We start from the raw sequence: 16,832 nt of genomic DNA on the forward strand, positions 1-16,832 counted from the left end.
CGATGGCCTCCATCTCCATGCCGGCAAGGCCCGATGCCCAGCGACGCATCACGTTCACGCCCGAGGATGCGCCCTGGCTGGCCGGGGGGCTCTACGCGGCGCTGACCGTGGTTGTCGGTCTGCCGCTGGCCATGATCGTGCTCTGGTCGTTCGCCGACGGCTGGTTCCCGCCCGACCTGTTGCCGCAGGCCTATACCCTCGACCACTGGCGCCAGATCACCGCCGACCGTGGGCTCGCCGAAGCGGCGCTGCGCTCCCTGGCCATTTCGGCGATGGTGACGACACTGAGTTCGATCATCGCCCTGCCGACCGCCTGGGCCTTGGCTCGCTTTCCCTTTCGCATGAAGCGGGCCGTCGAGCTGTTCATCTTGGCGCCGCTGATCGTGCCGGGGCTGGTCGTCGCCGTTGGCATCGGCCAGCTGTTCCTGCGTCTTGGCCTCTCCTACACCGTGACCGGTGTCGTCCTGGTTCAGCTTGTCGGTACGCTGCCGCTGATGATCCGCCTGCTCAGCGCCTCGCTGGAGACCATTCCCGAAGACCTCATCCTCGCCGCCCGATCACTCGGCGCGTCGCCGTTGCGCGCCACGGTGGCGCTCATTCTGCCGCTGTCGATCCCGACCCTGCTGGCCGGTGGCTTGCTGACTTTCGTCGACAGCTTCCAGGAATTCGATATGACCTTCATCGTCGGCGCGCCATTGGTCGAAACGCTGCCGGTGCGACTGTTCTTCTATCTGGATGGATCGGGGATCCGCTTCACCAGCGCCGCCGTCGTCAGTCTGATTCTGGCCTTCCCGGTGTTGGTGGTGTTTGTTCTGGCCGGCCGCATCATGCGCGACGATGTGATGGCGTCGGGGATGGGCAAGCTTTAGGATTTTCTTGGCGCTGGCGCCGTGGCAAGGCCGTGGCGTCAGGTGTGGGCGATCGGCCAGCGGTCGAGGACGGCGGCGACCCGGCCTTCGAAGCGCGCCACCCGCTCGGTCGACGGATTTTCGGCCGAGTGGAGCGACAGCATGTTGAAGCGGGCGCCACGGGCGCAGGCGCCGAGAATGGCGATCCTCAGGATGCGCCGCACCGGCTGCCACAGCACCAGCGTGTCGATCCACCAGGGCGAGCCGAGGCTGGTGACCGCCAGCACGTGGCGGAGTTTGAGGCGCGGCTTGATCGGCCCGAAATTGCTGGAATGATCGAAGGCGATGCCGGGCGACCAGACGCGGTCGAACCAGCCCTTCAGGATGGCCGGAAAGCCGTACCACCAGGTGGGAAACACCAGCACCAGCGCCTCGGCCTCGGTGAGCCGCGCCGCCTCGCCGGCGATGGCCGAGGCATCGAATTGGGCGGCATAGTAGCCGCGGCGCTCGGTTTCGGTCAGCGCCGCGTCAAAGCCGTCGCCGTAGAGATCCTCGATCGTCACCTGATGGCCGGCCGCCTCGAGCCGCTTGGCGGCAAAACCGGCCAGCGATCGGCAGAGGCTGTCCGGCAGGGGATGGGCGATGACGACGAGGCATTGCATGGAATAGGCCCGGAACATGGAAAGACGCGCGAACTTGGCACGTCCCGGCCGCTACGCCTACCCGTTTTCAGACGAAATGATCGGGTGGTGGATGCAATACTGCCGGTCGGACTGGCTCGATCCTCCGATAGCTCGCTCTTTCCTGTTCCAACGCAATAACGGCGCGAACCCACGTCGAACTGCGCAGGAAAAGCGTTTGAAAGATTGCTTAGTTTCAATACCTAATCGAATTGGCTTTGCGGCTTTCCTGCTTAACCGCAAGCAAATATTTACTCGGATGGATGACTATTCCCGCATTGAAATTCAATGGATGGTGCTGCCAATGTCTCCTCTGTCTGAAGCTGGTAAAGCTCGCATCGGTCTCTATCTTCTGGACGGAGTCGGTGATGAGGACAGGGCTGCGTTGGCTGTCATCGTCAAGTCGATCATCGATGAGGCGCTGGTCTTCAACCTCAGCTGGGCCCCCACCAAGGCCACGGCATTCCGCGCCGCCTTCGAGGCGCATGGCGCGGCGCTGACCGCCAAGGCCCGGCAGTATACGCTGCGGTTGTTCGACGCTCCGCTCGACGGCACGTTCGAAAGCGACAGCCTGGAGCGGGTCAAGTTCGAACGGTCGTGCGGCTTCGATTTCCGCTATCGCGTCGCGCTGAAGAGCGTGCTGATGAGCCGGGGAATCGCCGCGATCGGCAAGCGGTTCCGCTGGAACGGTCTCAAGGTGGCGCGCCTGTCAGACGTCTATACGCGCCTGCTGCAGCTCGACATGGCGATGGCCTTGGCCTTGCACGCCCAGCTCGATAGCGAGGCGGCCAAGAGCACGGCAACGCATTCGAGCGAGGTTCTGGCAAACTTCGGTTCGACCATCGACAAGTTGCGCAATTCCATCAGCACTGTCGCCAAGGATCTCGGGTCCACAACCGAGTCACTGCAGACGCTTTCCGGCCGTGTGTCGAGCGATGTGACGAGTGCGACCCGGTCCTCGGAAGGAACGGGCCATTCGATCAGCGCAACGGCGGCCGCGACCGAGGAGCTGTCCGCCTCAACGTTCGAAATCGGCAATCAGGCGCGCGACAGTGCCAGTCTGGCCGCCAAGGCGGTGACCGAGACGATGGCGAGCCGGGAAGCCATCCTGTCGCTGGAAGAGACGGTCGAGCGGATTGGTTCCTTCGTCGGCCTGATCACCAACATCGCGTCGCAGACCAATCTTCTGGCGCTCAACGCCACCATCGAAGCGGCGCGTGCCGGTGAGGCTGGCAAGGGCTTTGCCGTCGTGGCATCCGAGGTGAAGCAGCTTGCTTCCCAGACCGCCAATGCGACGGACGAGATCGGCAAGCAGATCGGCCTCATCCAGGAAGCCACCCGGCGCTCGGCCGCCGTGACCGAGGAAACCGCCAAGGTGGTGGCGGCTATTTCCGAGAAATCGCAGATGGTGTCCGACGCGGTGGGAGCGCAATCGAGCGCCACCAAGGAGATCGCCGAGGCCACCAACAGCGCCGTTCGACATTCCGGCACGATGACCGATGTCCTGCGCGCCATCGAAGCGACGATGAACGAAACCCGCGTCATGGCCGATCGCGTCCGGTCGATCTCCGGCATGTTGACGGACCACACGGGCGATCTCGACCGAGCGGCCGAGGAGATCATGGGCGTCACGCGCGATATCGGCAAGGTTCGCGAACTCAAGCTGCGCTGATCCGACGGCGCCGAGGGCCAGCCGCCGGAAACGTCAGTCCGGATGGCCTGGCCTTTGTCGCAGCCGTTCCAGATAGCTCTTCAGCAAGTCATTGAGCGCCGCTCTCTCCGGCTCCGCCAGCATGGACACCAGCCTGTGCTGGTTCTCGACATGCGCGGTCACGGCCTCATCGATCAGGGCGAAGCCCTTGTCGGTCAGCGACACGATCATGCCGCGCCGGTCGTCAGGGTTCTGCTGGCGCTCGACAAGTCCCGCCTTGGCGAGCTGATCGATCCGGTTGGTCATGGTGCCGGAGCTGATCATCATCTGCTCCATCAGTTCCCCCGGCGACAATGCATGCGGTGGGCCGGCGCGCCTGAGCGTGGCGAGAACGTCGAAGCCGGAGCTGTTTAGGCCGAAGCGGGCAAAAACCTCTTCCTGCCGGCGCGACAACACCTCCCGCAGCCGCCCCAGCCGCCCGATGAGCGCCATGGGGCCGACATCGAGGTCGGGGCGCTCGCGGTTCCACTGGGCAATGATTTCGTCGACGCCATCCATGGGCAATGTGTCACCATAGAATTATCTTGACGTCAAGATTTGTCCATTTATCTTGACGTCGAGATAAATGGAGTGACCCATGCACCGGCTGTCCGACATCGCCCTCACGGCTCTGGCCCCCCTGATCTGGGGCAGCACCTATATCGTGACCGTGACCTTCCTGCCGGGGCTGGATCCACTGCTGGTGTCCTTCCTCCGGGCCATGCCGGCCGGGTTGCTCCTGCTGCTGTTCACCCGGCAACTACCGACGGGGATCTGGTGGCTGCGCATCTTCCTGCTGGGTGCGCTCAATTTTTCCTTCTTCTGGTGGATGTTGTTCACGGCCGCCTATCGCTTGCCGGGCGGTGTGGCCGCCACGGTGGGGGCGATCCAGCCGCTGATCATCGTCTTCCTGGCGCGGTCTCTGGTGGGGACGCCGATCAAACCCCTGGCGATCATCGCGGCGATCGGCGGCGCGTTGGGCGTCGGCCTGTTGATCCTGAAGCCGAGCGCGGCGCTCGATCTGACGGGCATTGGGGCGGGCCTGCTGGGCGCTCTGTCGATGGCCTTCGGCACCGTGCTGACGCGGCGCTGGCAACCGCCGGTGCCGCTGCTCACCTTCACCGCTTGGCAGCTGACGGCTGGCGGCATCCTATTATTGCCCGCCCTGTTTCTGAACCTGCCGGCACTGTCAGGCTTCACGGCGCATAACCTGATCGGGGTGGCCTATCTCAGCCTGATCGGCGCCGGCTTCACCTACATCGTCTGGTTCCGTGGCATCGCCCGTCTCAATCCCAATCTCGTGGCGCAGCTCGGCTTTCTCAGTCCGGTGACAGCCGTGGCGCTCGGCTTGCTGTTCAAAGGCGAGACCCTGTCGGCCCTGCAATGGCTGGGCATCGCCCTGATCTTCGGCAGTATCGTGTTGGGGCAAAGGGGGCTGCGGCGGGGGAAATAGGAAGCGCGTCTTCGCGTGGGCGGTTTGCGGTCGATTGCCTTGTCGGTTATGCCGCCAAAGGGCAACTTGATTGATGTGCTGCCGAAAAGTGAGAGCGATATGCAAGACGTGATGCGGTCCGGCGCCAACAAGGTCGCCTTGAGAATTCTGCCGCTGCTCTGTCTTGGCTATGTGATTGCCTACCTCGATCGCATCAACGTCAGCTTTGCCGCCCTTCAGCTGAATGAAGATCTCAACTTGTCGCCGGCCGCCTATGGTCTGGGCGCAGGGCTGTTCTTTGCCGGCTATGTCGTGTTCGAGGTGCCGAGCAACCTCATCTTGCGGCGTGTCGGCGCGAGGCTGTGGATCTCGCGCATCATGATCAGTTGGGGCCTCATCTCGGTCCTGATGGCCTTCGTCCACAGCGAGGCGACATTCTACCTGTGCCGCTTTCTGCTGGGCGTCGCGGAGGCGGGCTTCTTGCCCGGCGTCATTCTCTACGTGAACCAGTGGCTCCCTCCGCAAGACCGCGCCCGGGCGCTGTCCGTGCTGGCTGCCTCGACGGCGGTGGCCGGGCTGGTCGGCAGCCCGCTGTCGATGTCGCTCCTCGGGTTGGACAGCACATGGGGATTGCGCGGCTGGCAGTGGCTGTTCGTCCTCGAAGGGATTCCGGCGGTCGTCCTCGGCGTGGTGGTGCTCTTTATGCTGCCGAATACGCCCATGGAGGTGAATTGGCTGACCCAGAGGGAAAAGTCGGCCCTCCAATCTGCGCTGGGCAGGGAAACCGGCCATCTGGAACGTCACCAGTTTCATCTGATGGGACGCAGCCTGTTCGGAAAGGTCGGTCTCCTGGGTATCGTCTATTTCTGCATGGTGCTGGGCATGTACGGCGTGGCTCTCTGGATGCCGCAGATCCTGCGGAAGACCCTCGACGGCACGAACCTGTCGCTGCTCGGTTGGTTCAACGCCATACCTTTCCTCGCCGCGATCGTGGGCATGCTGGCGTTTGGCTGGAGTTCCGACCGCTTTGGCGAGCGCAAGCTGCATGTGGTCGGTGCGCTCATCCTGGCGTCCGCTGGCTGTGTTCTCGCCGGCAAGGCGACCGGCCTCGTTGAATGCCTCGTCGCGTTGTCGCTGGCGTTGATCGGGCTCTGGTCGGTCATCGTACCCTTCTGGGCCTTCACGACGCGCGTATGGGCGGCCTGGCCGCCGCCGTCGGCGTGGCGCTGATCAACTCGATCGGCAATATGGGCGGCTTTTTCGGGCCGTACATCATGGGATGGCTGAAGAGCACGACTGCCGACTATCGGGTTGGACTTGACGTGCTGGCGCTAGTCCTGGTCGTCGGCGCGGGGGCAATGGTTCTCGTGCGCGCTGATAAAACGGCGGAGATGGTCGCCCACTGAGATGGGCTGCCGGGCAGCGGATGGGCGACGACGACAAGACATTTCATGGGGCGGACACAGGCTTCTATCTCGCGCCAACGTCCCAAGCTCGGACAGTCAGAACGGCATCGGCGAAATCCCGAGGAGCCTCCCACGGCAGGTTGTGCCCGCATTGAACGACGCGATGCTCATGCCGGCCTTTGAACATCGGCGCATGGTCCGCCGTGCCGCCTGGTTTCAGCGGGTCTTGCGTCCCGTCAAGGGTAATCGCGGCAACGCTGATCGGGGGCTTGTCGGCCAGCCGGGCTTCCAGCGCAGCCAGCGCGGGGTCGCCGGCTGCGAGGCCAAAGCAGAAACGATAAGCGTGAATCACGACGTCGACAAAATCCGGATTGTCTAGGGAGCTCGCTGTTCGCTCAAATGTCTCGTCGTCGAAAGCCCAGGTCGGCGACCATTGCCGCCAGAGGATGCGGCACAGTTCGCGCCGGTGAAGCGACAGGCATTCCCGACCGCGCTCGTGCTGAAACAGATGCTGATACCAGACAGCCAGCTCCAAGCTTGGCGGATAGGCATGGCCGTTCCGCTCCACATCGACAACGTCGTAGCCCGCATAGGAAACCAGTGCCGTCGCGCGTTCTGGCCACAAGGCCGATGCCACGCATGAGGCGACCCCGCCCCAGTCGTATCCGGCGAGAATGGCCCGTTCGATGCCAAGGGCGTCCAAGAGATCGACGAGGTCCTTGCCGAGGGCGGCCTGCTCACCGCTGCGCATAGTCGTATCCGAAAGGAACCGCGTCGGACCGAAGCCACGCAGATAGGGGACGATCACCCTCGCTCCTGCTTCCGCCAGACGAGGCGCGACCTCGTCAAAGGCGTGAGTGTCGTAGGGAAACCCATGCGATAGCACGACCGGCCAGCCGTCGGCCGAACCGAACTCCAGATAGGCAATCTCAAGGGTATCCGTTGTAACTGTTCGCATGAGATCCTCCCGTTCTCGGACAACAAGCAGGCGCACTTTGCTGAATGAAGGCGGTACCGGCTGGATCGTGGGCCATGCGATTTCGGCACACTTGCAACGGCGGCGGGTCAGGATGGTTCCGCGCAAAAGGGGTTTCTAACGCGACGGGACGTAAGTCGCCAACGGTTGGCAGTGCGATCTGCGACGGAGTGCCGCCCCTTCAAGGAGATGGAACGATGGTTCCCTGGTGAAACAGCATTTGCCAGCGGCCGTCGATCAACTTCCAGATCGAGCTGCGGAGCGTGCTTTTTCCAACTGTTCCGTCGGAGCGGCGGCGGCTACTCCGGTAAGTGACAAGCACGGCGTCTGAAGCAATGGAATGAACGGCGAATTCATGCACGTCCGGAACGAGTGCGGTCTCCGCCGCGGATTCGCCAGCTAGGCTCAGGACTCATTGATTGATCCAGAAGATGACGGTGGCTGCGATGCAGATCGCTGACATGAAGGTGTGGGCGCAGCGATCATAGCGTGTGTGGATTCGCCGCCAATCCTTGAGCCTGCCGAACATGATTTCGATCTTGTGGCGCTGGCGATAAAGCGCGACATCGTGGGGGATCTGGATCTTACGGTTGCGCCTTGAAGGGATGCAGGCGGCAATCTTGCGCTGTGCAAGTGCCGCGCGGAACCAGTCGGCATCGTAGCCTCGGTCGCCGAGCAGGGCCTTGGCCCTGGGCAGGGCGTCGATCATGAGCGCCGCCCCTTTGTAATCGCTCATCTGGCCTTCGCTCAGGAGCATGACCAGCGGCCTGCCCTTTGCGTCACACACGGCATGGAGCTTCGAGTTCAGGCCGCCTTTGGTGCGTCCGATACGTCGGGGAACAGCCCCTTTTTGAGCAAGCTGGCTGCGGTCCGGTGCGCCTTTAGGTGGGTTGCATCGATCATCAGTTGGTCGGGTTTCCCGCCCTTTGCGGCGAGCCCGGCGAAGATCTTGTTGAACACGCCGAGCCGGCTCCAGCGGATGAAGCGGTTGTAGATCGTCTTGTGCGGACCGTACTCAGCAGGTGCGTCGCGCCACCGCAGGCCGTTGCGGATCACGAAGATGATGCCGCTGATGATCCGACGATCATCGACGCGCGGAACCCCGTGCGACAACGGAAAATAAGGCGCAATCCGTCGCATCTGCGCCTCCGACAGCCAGATCAGATCACTCATCGCAACGCCTCCTCACGCTGCCATTGAATCAACCAATCTTTGCGACCGCAACCAATTTAATAGGTCCTGAGCCTAGCGCCTCGATGATCGACGCCTTGTCATAGACCGTTCCAGAACTGCCGAACTCGATGAAGTCATCGGCCAGGAGCGCACCCACGGTCTCCGGCGACCGCCGAACCTCCGGGCGGTGCAGCGTCCGCTCAAGCGAACGAAAGAACTCCACGTCGAGATCGAAGGTTGTCATCGTTGCCCTTTCGCTTCGTCATGCGAGCGATGGGTTGCGCTACTTCCCCCACCGCCCCTTCTTCTTTCCGGCAATCGTCCCCGCCGCCGTGCTGGGCGGTGGGCGCTTGGGTGGTTCGCTGCCGAGCGGCACTTCGGTGCGGCCGACGGTCATTTCGTCGAGGCTGTTCTTGCGGATACGGGTGGGCGGGGTGTTGCCGGCCCGGCCGTATTTCTTGCCGCCCGCGAAACCGCCGCCGGCTGCGTCGACGTCGCTCTGGCGGGCCATCGGGTCATCGGCGATGGCCAGTTCCGCCGCCTGCAGCCGCTTCAGCTCGTCGCGCAGGCGCGCCGCTTCCTCGAATTCCAGATCGGCCGCCGCCTTGCGCATCCGCTGCTCGAGGTCGGCCATGTGGGCCTTGAGGTTGTGGCCGATCATCTCGCCTTCCTCGGCGAGGCCGGTGTCGACGCGCACGTGGTCCTGCTCGTAGACCGAGTTGAGCACGTCGCCGATCGACCGCTTGACGCTCTCCGGCGTGATGCCGTTGGCGACGTTGTAGGTCACCTGTTTCTCGCGGCGGCGGTCGGTCTCGGCCATCGCCCGCTCCATCGAGCCGGTGATCCTGTCGGCGTAGAGGATGACCTTGCCGTCGACGTTACGGGCGGCGCGGCCGATGGTCTGGACCAGCGAGGTCTCCGAGCGCAGGAAGCCTTCCTTGTCGGCGTCGAGAATGGCGACCAGCGCGCATTCGGGAATGTCGAGGCCCTCGCGCAACAGGTTGATGCCGATCAGCACGTCAAAGGCGCCAAGGCGCAAGTCGCGCAGGATCTCGATGCGCTCCAGCGTGTCGATGTCCGAGTGCATGTAGCGGACCTTGATGCCCTGCTCGTGCAGGTATTCGGTGAGGTCCTCGGCCATGCGCTTGGTCAGCACGGTGACCAGCGTGCGGTAACCGGCGGCGGTCACCTGCCGCACTTCGCCCAGGAGGTCGTCGACCTGGGTGCGGGCCGGACGGATCTCCACCGGCGGATCGATCAGGCCGGTGGGGCGGATCACCTGCTCGGCGAACACGCCGCCCGACTGGTCGAGCTCCCAGCCGCCGGGGGTGGCCGATACGCAGACCGTCTGCGGCCGCATGGCGTCCCATTCCTCGAAGCGCAGCGGGCGGTTGTCCATGCAGGAGGGCAGGCGGAAGCCATATTCGGCCAGCGTCGCCTTGCGGCGAAAGTCGCCGCGATACATGGCGCCGATCTGCGGCACGGTGACGTGGCTCTCGTCGATGAAGACGAGGGCATTGTCGGGCAGGTATTCGAACAGGGTCGGTGGCGGCTCGCCGGGCGCGCGGCCGGTCAGGTAGCGCGAGTAATTCTCGATGCCGGCGCAGGAGCCGGTGGCCTCGATCATCTCCATGTCGAAGGTGCAGCGCTGCTCGATCCGCTGCGCTTCCAACAGGCGGCCGTGGGCGTTCAGCTCTTCGATGCGGGCACGCAGCTCGCTCTTGATCGACTTGATGGCCTGGGCCAGCGTCGGCTTGGGCGTCACATAGTGCGAGTTGGCGTAGATCTTGACGAACTTCATGTCGGCCGACTTGTGGCCGGTCAGCGGATCGAATTCGGTGATCGACTCCACTTCGTCGCCGAACAGCGAGATACGCCAGGCACGGTCCTCCAAGTGGGCCGGGAACACTTCGATGGTGTCGCCGCGTACCCGGAAGGTGCCGCGCGCAAAGCCGATGTCGGCGCGCTTGTATTGCAGGGCGACGAGGTCGGCGAGCAACTGCCGCTGGTCGATGCGGTTGCCGACCTCCAGGCCGAAGGTCATGGCCGTATAGGTTTCGACCGAGCCGATACCGTAGATGCAGGACACCGAGGCGACGATGATGACGTCGTCGCGTTCGAGCAGCGAGCGCGTCGCCGAGTGGCGCATGCGATCGATCTGCTCGTTGATGGTCGATTCCTTCTCGATATAGGTGTCGGTGCGCGGAACGTAGGCTTCCGGCTGGAAATAGTCGTAGTAGGAGACGAAATACTCGACGGCGTTGTCCGGGAAGAAGCTCTTGAACTCGGAATAGAGCTGGGCGGCCAGCGTCTTGTTGGGGGCGAGGATCAAGGCGGGGCGGTTGGTGGCGGCGATGATGTTGGCCACCGTGAACGTCTTGCCGGAGCCGGTGACGCCCAGGAGCACCTGCGTCTTGTCCTGCTGATCGATGCCGCCGAGCAGGTCGGCGATGGCGGTGGGCTGGTCGCCTTTCGGTTCGTAGGCCGACGACAGGCGAAAGGGGATGCCGCCTTCCGACTTGGGCGGCCGGTCCGGTCGGTGGGGCACCCAGGGCTGGCCGTCGCGGAAGATGTCGCGGCCCTTCTGGATCATCTCCTCCAGCGCTTTGACCGTGGCGGTGACGCCGCCGAGCGGCATCGCCTCGGCCTCTTCCATAGTCACCTGCATGCCGGACACCGGGTTGAGGCCGCCGGCGGCACGCGTCTTCGGATCGGTGGAGCCACCCAGCGAGCCGCCGCGCGACGACTTACGGGTGGTCGGCTCGGCCTTGGCGCGGCGCTTGCCGGGCTTGACGACGGTTTCCTCGACGATCCGCGACTCTGGCGAGGGGGTCGGCTTGGCCGCCTCCTCGGAAACGTCCTTTAGCCAGTCCGAAAAGGAACCCTCGATCGGCACCGCTTCGAACGGCGCCTGCGGCATCTCGGAAAATCCCGGTGCCGGATCGGTCTCGGGGCTAGAAGCGGGCTTGCGGGGTGCCATGGCGCTCTCGTCGATCTCTGGAACGAACAGTTTATCACATCGACCGATGTCAGGGCGTGGCAGCAGGGCGACAGGGGCACTCCCCTGTCGTCAATCGTTGCGGCAGACGCCGTTCACCCACTTGCAGGGTGCACCCGGCTTTCCGACGGCGCCGCCGTATTTGGGCTTTGCCACGGTTGCCGGTGGTGTCGCCGTTACCGCCGGCTGGCTGGACGTGGCGACCGACTGGCTGGGGGGCGTGGCGGGCTGCGACGTGGCGGGTTGCGATGTGGCGGGCTGCGTCGGGGATGGGGCTGTCGTGCTCGGCTGCGTCACCGAGACCGACGGCGCGGTGGTTGGGGCAGGTCGCGCCGTTATCGGCGGTGTGCTGGCGACCACTGGCGGCGGTACGACGGTTGGCCGCGCCGCTTGCGGCTGTGGTTTCGGTCGATAAACCTCGACATTGGGCTGAGGGAGATCCGGCATCGGCGGCCCCGCCGTAACAGGGGGCTGCCGGTAGACGTAGGCCGGCGGCGGCTCGATGTAGACGTTGCCGGGATAGGCTTCTTCCTGCTGCGGCCATTCCTGGTCGCCGTAGACCGGCGGCTGGCGATAGACGGGCGGCGGATTGGCGTAGACGGGGGGCTCACGGTAGATCGGCGGCGGTGAGAAAACCGGCGGCCGCATGATCTGTTGCTCGGCCGACCAGTTGCGGACGGTGCCGAGATAACGCGAGGCCAACCAGCCGCGCGTATTGCCATAGCCGACGTCGCACCAGCTGTCGTCGTCGAGACAACCATAGATATTCACCGGCGTGCCGGGCGGCAGCACGACGATGGGATAATACTGCGCACCAGGGCCGGTGCGCAGGTTGACGGCGGCAAGGACTTCGGCCGGCGCGGCCAGCGCGCCGGTCGTGGAGGAGATCAGGCCGACCAGGCAAAGTGGCGCAGCCAGACGTCGCATACTCATCGCGATTTATTCTCCGTCATGCAGTCCCCTCGGTGGAGCGAATTTGACATTCGAATCCCGTCTTAATTAGGGACGCCAATATCGCAATCGCGCCACTCTAGATCAGTTCGGGCAACCCGGCGCGTCGGGCGGGCAGAACGGCCGACCCGTCCGTGGGTCGATTGGCGGCGGGCCATCGGGGCGCCGATTGCGATCCCAGCCGGGACCCGGGCGGCCTGGGCCGTCTGGACCGGGACCCGCGGGACCACGATCCCAACCGGGACCCGGGCGGCCTGGGCCGTCTGGACCGGGGCCCGCGGGACCACGATCCCAACCGGGACCTGGGCGGCCTGGGCCGTCTGGACCGGGACCTGCCGGACCACGATCCCAACCGGGACCCGGGCGGCCTGGGCCGTCAGGACCAGGACCAGCTGGACCGCGATCCCAACCTGGCTCCGGCCGGCCGGGCCGAGGACGGTTTTGATACCAAGGCCGGTGAGCATAGTGGTTGTCCCAGTAGCCGAAATTGAAGCTCAGGAACGGCACCGGAGCATAGGGCCGTGGCCGGTAGGCCGGGCCGCTGTAGAAGGTGGACAGATAGCGTGACGAGACCCAGCCGCGTTCGCGGCCGTAGGATACGTCGCACCAAGTATAGCCCTGCAGACAGCCGTATAGCTCGACGGGGGCGCCGGCCGGCAGCAGCATGATCGGATAGTATTGCGTGCCGGGACCGGTCCTTAGGTTGACGTTGGCGGTGACTTGGGCGGGCGCGGCGGAAGCCGCTGCCGGAGCAGCCACGGTCGCAGCGGCGGAGAGCGCGGCGATCGACAGCAGGGATTTCAACATTGAGGGTTCACTCCTTCGCCGGTTCCACCGACCGGGCTTTCTATGGTCATGTTTATCGCATCGTTTCCTTGAGCGGGGGCTGAACTTGCCGTTCATAGGCCGTTCATCTGCGACTCAACGCTTGATATGGAACTTGGGTTGCAGATGCGGCGGTAGTGCGGCCTTTTGGGCGGCAAAGGCGAATTTCCTTGCCGTCGAATAGGCGGATGATCTAGCTCTCGCCCATGAATTATCGTCACGCCTTTCATGCCGGAAACTTTGCCGACGTGCTGAAGCACGCCGTGCTGGCGCGCATCCTCGACTATCTCAGCCGCAAGGACGCCGGCTATCGCGTCATCGATAGCCACGCCGGCATAGGTCTCTACGATCTCGCCGCCGAAGAGGCGCTGAAAACGGGCGAATGGCAGGGCGGTGTCGGCCGTATCCAGGCGGCGCGCCTGTCGCCTGCGCTGACCGATTGGCTCGCCCCCTGGCTGACGGCGCTCCGGGCCGTCAACGGCGGCGACGATTTTTTGCTCTATCCCGGTTCGCCGGCCATCGCCACGGCACTAGGGCGCCTCCAGGATCGCTACCATTTCAACGAGTTGCATCCGCAGGACTTCGCGTCCCTATCAGCGCTCTACGCCGGCGACCGTCGGGTGCGCGTCGGTTCGGAAGACGGGTACGTCACCGTGCGCGCCCAGTTGCCGCCGCACGAGAGGCGCGGCCTGGTGATCGTCGACCCGCCCTTCGAGGAGGCCGGCGAGTTCGACCGCATGTTGCGCGCCGTCCATGACGCCCGTAAGCGCTTCGCCACCGGTTGCCTGATGATCTGGTATCCGATCAAGGATATCGCCGCCGTCGACACCTTTCTGAAAGGTGCGAGCGAGGCAGGCTATCCGCGCCTTATCGCCATCGAGCAGTGGGTGCGCGAGCCGGGCGGCGACGGGCCGCTTGCCGGGGCCGGCGTTCTCATTGCCAACCCGCCGTTCACGCTGGCCGACGAGACCGAAGCGATACTGCCGGAACTGACCCGCCTGCTCGGCGAGGACGAGGAAGCCGGCGCCCGTGTTCTGAGGCTCGCCGAGGATGTCTGACCGCTAGAGGGTTGATGGCATGGCTCTTGGTTGTAGTCTTCGCTCTTTGCTTGCGCGTTGGCGCGCGGCTTGCGCGGGGGCGAGAGCAATTTTAGTAAAGCTCGCCGCGAGCTTGCTTCAGAAGTTTCGTTAAAACAAATAGATAGAGTGGCTCCCGTGATCCTGCATTTACCGGGACCGCGCCAGTAATCGCCAACCAAGGGGTGGCGTAAATCATAGGTCCGGTAATAATTTATCAATGTGCATAGTTTAGAACGTGTCGATGAAAAGAGTTGGGCTGGGCACGTAGAGGCGAGATTTCTTTCGCTTGAAGACCTTACTCGTCGATCCTGCCGCCTTCGTGAACTGGAGGGGCAGAGCTTTCAGGCGGTCCGTCAAGCTGCCGGGTCGATCGAATGGTGGCGGTCCCGGCTTGGGGAACCAGCGTTCGGCGCGCTTAGACGTCAGCGTAGGGCGTCAGCAAAATGTCTCGGTTGTTGTGAAAGCTTCTTTTGGGGTCCCCGGGCGCACGAAAAGCCGGCGTTCACGGTGATGTTGCGAGATGGGCCGCGACTGAGCGATGGGGTTGGTGCACGGGAAACGGTCATATGGGGCGATCTCGGGTTAAAATCCGCCTCCTCGGCGAGCCTCGCGAGGAGGCTGATACGTGTCTGCGAGGCCTGCTTTCGCAGGGCTTTGCCGCTGACAGGAAGTCGCTTCTTCCCCACGATATCGCGACGGTCGCAAAAAGCGACATTCTGGTCGTAACGGGCCAGTTCCGGCCGGACTTTCATACGCCTGCCAATCTATCCAGGCTTCTCGGCGCTCGCCGGGAACGGACCATCCTGTTCCTCAGCAATGTGAACCCTCAATATTACACCGCCTTCGAGCAAGCGGGCTTTCTCTTCATCAACGTCACCACCGATGAGACGGTGCGAAGCCTTGCCGGCCTGATCGCCGAAGTTGACCCACATGTCGTCTATGATGCGTCGAAGACCGCGGCGATGCGTGCCAGCATGTCGGACAAGATCGCCCACGAGGTCGTCGATTTGTTCAATCGGCTCAGAGCCGACCCGGCCGCGCCCAAGCTCGAGGAGTCCAAGCGTCAGCAGCGTGTGATGAGCGAGCTGATCGGCAAGTCGCCGATGTCGGTCTGGATCGAGCTGATCCAGAACTATCACGACGGCACCGCTCAGCATTGCTCACTCGTCTCGGGATATACCCTTGCCTTTGCCCGGGTGCTCGGCGCCGGTGAAGCGCAAACCGGGCGGTTATTTGACGCAGCCTTCTTCCACGACGTGGGCAAGGCTATGATTCCGCTGGAGATTCTCGATAAGACCGGCCCGCTGGATGCCGCGGAATGGGAGATCATGAAGCGGCATGTCATTTACAGCTATGACATACTCTCCCGCGACGCGCATACGAGCGGCGAGATTGCCCGCGTGGCGCGCGATCATCATGAGTATCTCGATGGTTCGGGCTACCCAAATGGCATTGCCGCCGGGCAAATCGACGACATAACGCGCATCATCACCATCTGCGACATCTTCGCCGCCTTGACGGAAAAGCGTGCTTACAAGCCGCCCAAGCCGTTTGACGAAGCATATTCGATTCTGCTGTCGATGGCCGGAACGAAGCTCGATCCGGATCTGGTGCGCTTGTTTGGCAAGGTGGCTGAGGAAAGCTCGGGCCGCGGTTGGTCCGTTGCTTCGGCGGCCTGATGTGAGACGATCTGGATTGGCGAAGAGGGTGTTCGCGAGGACTGAGAAAACAAGATGCTGAACCTCAGGGCGCTCATTGTCGATGATTCCGCGGTCGTTCGGATTCAGTTGCGGAACGAGATCCGTGAGATCGCGCCGGATTGCCACGTCTTCGAATGCGAAAGCGTTCTTGAGGCGGGCCGGTTTTTGTTGCGCAGCATCCCTGATGTTCTCTTCCTCGACCTCAACATGCCCAATATCAATGGCATCGAGCTGTTGAAAAGGTTCGATGCCGTGCTCGGTGGCCGTCGCGCGCCGATCGTCGTGTCGATTTCCACCGATATGCGACCGGTGACTCTTGAGGCCCTGAAGGCACGTGGCGCCTATGCGCTGCTGCCCAAGCCGTTCGACAAGGCGAAAGTCGCGATGATGCTGCTGCGCATCGTCAAGATGGTTCAGTCGCGCCGGGTGCTGATCGTCGATGACAGCGCCACTGTTCGTTCGGTGGTCAAACGCATCATCGAACACAGCCGGTTCAGATTGCAGGTGGAAGAGGCTGCCAACGGCGCCGACGCGATCCGCCAGTTTCGCAGTGGCGGGTTCGACCTCGCCTTCATCGATGTCGAAATGCCGGGGATCGACGGCCTCGAAGCGGCGGGAGAGATCCTCTACGCCTCGGGCGACGCCCATGTCGTGCTGATGTCGGGCAAGGCCGACGAGCCGATCCGCCGCGCCGCTTCCCACATCGGCGTGGAGTTCTTTCTCAAAAAGCCGTTTTACGCCAAGGATGTGGACGAGGTGCTGCACAGCCTGTTCAGCGTGGCTGAAACGGACTTCATCTCGGGACGAGAGCCCGATGTCTTCGAGCAACCGGACAGCACCGCCCAGTCCAGGTCGTGAAGGAAAAGAGTGTTGGTGCTGACATCAATTTCGTTTGCCGGGTTTTGGCTGGCTCTTGGGAAAGTTTCCCAAGACTAAATGTCTCCTCATCAGTTTGTCGTCGGATTGCTCCCTAAGCTCAACCAGTTTTGGGCTGAATTTTTAATTTTGAACCGCGTATATATTCCCCCAATTTTTAAAATTCGCAGTCCCCAAATTTTCATAAGCGTCCCTTGC

Annotated in this window: 17 protein-coding genes; 8 read left to right on the top strand and 9 right to left on the bottom strand. The window is 63.3% G+C overall.

Annotation, left to right across the window (positions count from 1 at the left end; genetic code table 11):
* Nucleotides 1–2: 2 nt before the first annotated feature.
* Nucleotides 3–869, top strand: coding sequence for an ABC transporter permease (locus AB6N07_RS06165; RefSeq protein ID WP_370676927.1), 867 nt, complete (start codon nucleotides 3–5; stop codon nucleotides 867–869).
* Between the two features lie 38 nt (nucleotides 870–907).
* Here AB6N07_RS06165 and AB6N07_RS06170 read toward each other — a convergent pair whose 3' ends face one another.
* Nucleotides 908–1,528 carry an NAD(P)H-dependent oxidoreductase gene (locus AB6N07_RS06170; RefSeq protein WP_370676928.1) on the bottom strand — a complete coding sequence of 207 codons (621 nt, stop codon included), beginning with the start codon at nucleotides 1,526–1,528 and terminating at the stop codon, nucleotides 908–910.
* 304 nt (nucleotides 1,529–1,832) lie between these two features.
* Here AB6N07_RS06170 and AB6N07_RS06175 point away from each other — a divergent pair, with 304 nt between their 5' ends.
* Nucleotides 1,833–3,200 carry a methyl-accepting chemotaxis protein gene (locus AB6N07_RS06175; protein ID WP_370676929.1) on the top strand — a complete coding sequence of 456 codons (1,368 nt, stop codon included), beginning with the start codon at nucleotides 1,833–1,835 and terminating at the stop codon, nucleotides 3,198–3,200.
* 33 nt (nucleotides 3,201–3,233) lie between these two features.
* Here the strand turns inward: AB6N07_RS06175 and AB6N07_RS06180 are convergent, their stop codons facing one another.
* Nucleotides 3,234–3,737 (bottom strand): MarR family winged helix-turn-helix transcriptional regulator, encoded by a 504-nt coding sequence (locus AB6N07_RS06180; protein ID WP_370676930.1) that lies wholly within the window; start codon nucleotides 3,735–3,737, stop codon nucleotides 3,234–3,236.
* Nucleotides 3,738–3,816: 79 nt separating this feature from the next.
* Here AB6N07_RS06180 and AB6N07_RS06185 point away from each other — a divergent pair, with 79 nt between their 5' ends.
* The 3 genes from AB6N07_RS06185 (at nucleotide 3,817) to AB6N07_RS06195 (ending at nucleotide 6,056) form a co-directional block, all read left to right on the top strand.
* Complete coding sequence (locus AB6N07_RS06185) at nucleotides 3,817–4,671, top strand: DMT family transporter (protein ID WP_370676931.1); 855 nt, start codon at nucleotides 3,817–3,819, stop codon at nucleotides 4,669–4,671.
* A 75-nt stretch (nucleotides 4,672–4,746) separates the two neighbouring features.
* Complete coding sequence (locus tag AB6N07_RS06190) at nucleotides 4,747–5,880, top strand: MFS transporter (protein ID WP_370678196.1); 1,134 nt, start codon at nucleotides 4,747–4,749, stop codon at nucleotides 5,878–5,880.
* Nucleotides 5,844–6,056 carry a hypothetical protein gene (locus AB6N07_RS06195; protein ID WP_370676932.1) on the top strand — a complete coding sequence of 71 codons (213 nt, stop codon included), beginning with the start codon at nucleotides 5,844–5,846 and terminating at the stop codon, nucleotides 6,054–6,056. The genes AB6N07_RS06190 and AB6N07_RS06195 overlap by 37 nt, the downstream gene beginning before the upstream one ends.
* A gap of 64 nt (nucleotides 6,057–6,120) precedes the next feature.
* On the opposite strand, the gene AB6N07_RS06200 is transcribed toward AB6N07_RS06195, so the two are convergent.
* The 7 genes from AB6N07_RS06200 to AB6N07_RS06230 form a co-directional block, all read right to left on the bottom strand.
* Nucleotides 6,121–7,014: an alpha/beta fold hydrolase gene (locus tag AB6N07_RS06200; RefSeq protein WP_370678197.1), complete on the bottom strand. Its 894-nt coding sequence runs from the start codon at nucleotides 7,012–7,014 to the stop codon at nucleotides 6,121–6,123.
* A gap of 199 nt (nucleotides 7,015–7,213) precedes the next feature.
* Nucleotides 7,214–7,393, bottom strand: coding sequence for a DUF4440 domain-containing protein (locus tag AB6N07_RS06205; protein ID WP_370676933.1), 180 nt, complete (start codon nucleotides 7,391–7,393; stop codon nucleotides 7,214–7,216).
* 51 nt (nucleotides 7,394–7,444) lie between these two features.
* Nucleotides 7,445–8,205 (bottom strand): IS5 family transposase gene (locus tag AB6N07_RS06210; RefSeq protein WP_370676934.1). Its coding sequence is split into 2 segments (ribosomal slippage): nucleotides 7,445–7,872 and nucleotides 7,872–8,205, totalling 762 coding nucleotides; the frame shifts between segments, so codons are not numbered across the junction.
* A gap of 28 nt (nucleotides 8,206–8,233) precedes the next feature.
* Complete coding sequence (locus AB6N07_RS06215; RefSeq protein WP_370676935.1) at nucleotides 8,234–8,449, bottom strand: DUF4440 domain-containing protein; 216 nt, start codon at nucleotides 8,447–8,449, stop codon at nucleotides 8,234–8,236.
* A 39-nt stretch (nucleotides 8,450–8,488) separates the two neighbouring features.
* Nucleotides 8,489–11,185: an excinuclease ABC subunit UvrB gene (gene uvrB, locus AB6N07_RS06220; RefSeq protein WP_370676936.1), complete on the bottom strand. Its 2,697-nt coding sequence runs from the start codon at nucleotides 11,183–11,185 to the stop codon at nucleotides 8,489–8,491.
* 90 nt (nucleotides 11,186–11,275) lie between these two features.
* Complete coding sequence (locus AB6N07_RS06225; RefSeq protein WP_370676937.1) at nucleotides 11,276–12,136, bottom strand: SH3 domain-containing protein; 861 nt, start codon at nucleotides 12,134–12,136, stop codon at nucleotides 11,276–11,278.
* Between the two features lie 102 nt (nucleotides 12,137–12,238).
* Nucleotides 12,239–13,057, bottom strand: a complete 819-nt coding sequence (locus tag AB6N07_RS06230; RefSeq protein WP_370676938.1) for an SH3 domain-containing protein — start codon at nucleotides 13,055–13,057, stop codon at nucleotides 12,239–12,241.
* Between the two features lie 128 nt (nucleotides 13,058–13,185).
* Between AB6N07_RS06230 and AB6N07_RS06235 the strand changes: the two genes are divergently transcribed.
* The 3 genes from AB6N07_RS06235 to AB6N07_RS06245 all read left to right on the top strand — a co-directional run bounded on the left by AB6N07_RS06235 (nucleotide 13,186) and on the right by AB6N07_RS06245 (nucleotide 16,616).
* Nucleotides 13,186–14,037, top strand: a complete 852-nt coding sequence (locus AB6N07_RS06235; RefSeq protein ID WP_370676939.1) for a 23S rRNA (adenine(2030)-N(6))-methyltransferase RlmJ — start codon at nucleotides 13,186–13,188, stop codon at nucleotides 14,035–14,037.
* A 587-nt stretch (nucleotides 14,038–14,624) separates the two neighbouring features.
* Nucleotides 14,625–15,737: an HD-GYP domain-containing protein gene (locus AB6N07_RS06240; RefSeq protein ID WP_370676940.1), complete on the top strand. Its 1,113-nt coding sequence runs from the start codon at nucleotides 14,625–14,627 to the stop codon at nucleotides 15,735–15,737.
* A gap of 54 nt (nucleotides 15,738–15,791) precedes the next feature.
* On the top strand, nucleotides 15,792–16,616 hold the full coding sequence (locus AB6N07_RS06245; RefSeq protein WP_370676941.1) for a response regulator: 825 nt from the start codon (nucleotides 15,792–15,794) through the stop codon (nucleotides 16,614–16,616).
* Nucleotides 16,617–16,832 lie beyond the last annotated feature (216 nt).

Source organism: Pleomorphomonas sp. PLEO (assembly GCF_041320595.1).
Lineage (GTDB): Bacteria > Pseudomonadota > Alphaproteobacteria > Rhizobiales > Pleomorphomonadaceae > Pleomorphomonas.

Excerpts from the sequence above, each read along its gene's own strand:
- AB6N07_RS06165 (WP_370676927.1), top strand. The coding sequence starts at position 3 with ATGGCCTCCATCTCCATGCCGGCAAGGCCCGATGCCCAGCGACGCATC.
- AB6N07_RS06170 (WP_370676928.1), bottom strand. The coding sequence starts at position 1,528 with ATGTTCCGGGCCTATTCCATGCAATGCCTCGTCGTCATCGCCCATCCC.
- AB6N07_RS06175 (WP_370676929.1), top strand. The coding sequence starts at position 1,833 with ATGTCTCCTCTGTCTGAAGCTGGTAAAGCTCGCATCGGTCTCTATCTT.
- AB6N07_RS06180 (WP_370676930.1), bottom strand. The coding sequence starts at position 3,737 with ATGGATGGCGTCGACGAAATCATTGCCCAGTGGAACCGCGAGCGCCCC.
- AB6N07_RS06185 (WP_370676931.1), top strand. The coding sequence starts at position 3,817 with ATGCACCGGCTGTCCGACATCGCCCTCACGGCTCTGGCCCCCCTGATC.
- AB6N07_RS06195 (WP_370676932.1), top strand. The coding sequence starts at position 5,844 with ATGGGCGGCCTGGCCGCCGCCGTCGGCGTGGCGCTGATCAACTCGATC.
- AB6N07_RS06200 (WP_370678197.1), bottom strand. The coding sequence starts at position 7,014 with ATGCGAACAGTTACAACGGATACCCTTGAGATTGCCTATCTGGAGTTC.
- AB6N07_RS06215 (WP_370676935.1), bottom strand. The coding sequence starts at position 8,449 with ATGACAACCTTCGATCTCGACGTGGAGTTCTTTCGTTCGCTTGAGCGG.
- uvrB (WP_370676936.1), bottom strand. The coding sequence starts at position 11,185 with ATGGCACCCCGCAAGCCCGCTTCTAGCCCCGAGACCGATCCGGCACCG.
- AB6N07_RS06225 (WP_370676937.1), bottom strand. The coding sequence starts at position 12,136 with ATGAGTATGCGACGTCTGGCTGCGCCACTTTGCCTGGTCGGCCTGATC.
- AB6N07_RS06230 (WP_370676938.1), bottom strand. The coding sequence starts at position 13,057 with ATGAACGGCAAGTTCAGCCCCCGCTCAAGGAAACGATGCGATAAACAT.
- AB6N07_RS06235 (WP_370676939.1), top strand. The coding sequence starts at position 13,186 with ATGAATTATCGTCACGCCTTTCATGCCGGAAACTTTGCCGACGTGCTG.
- AB6N07_RS06240 (WP_370676940.1), top strand. The coding sequence starts at position 14,625 with ATGGGGCGATCTCGGGTTAAAATCCGCCTCCTCGGCGAGCCTCGCGAG.
- AB6N07_RS06245 (WP_370676941.1), top strand. The coding sequence starts at position 15,792 with ATGCTGAACCTCAGGGCGCTCATTGTCGATGATTCCGCGGTCGTTCGG.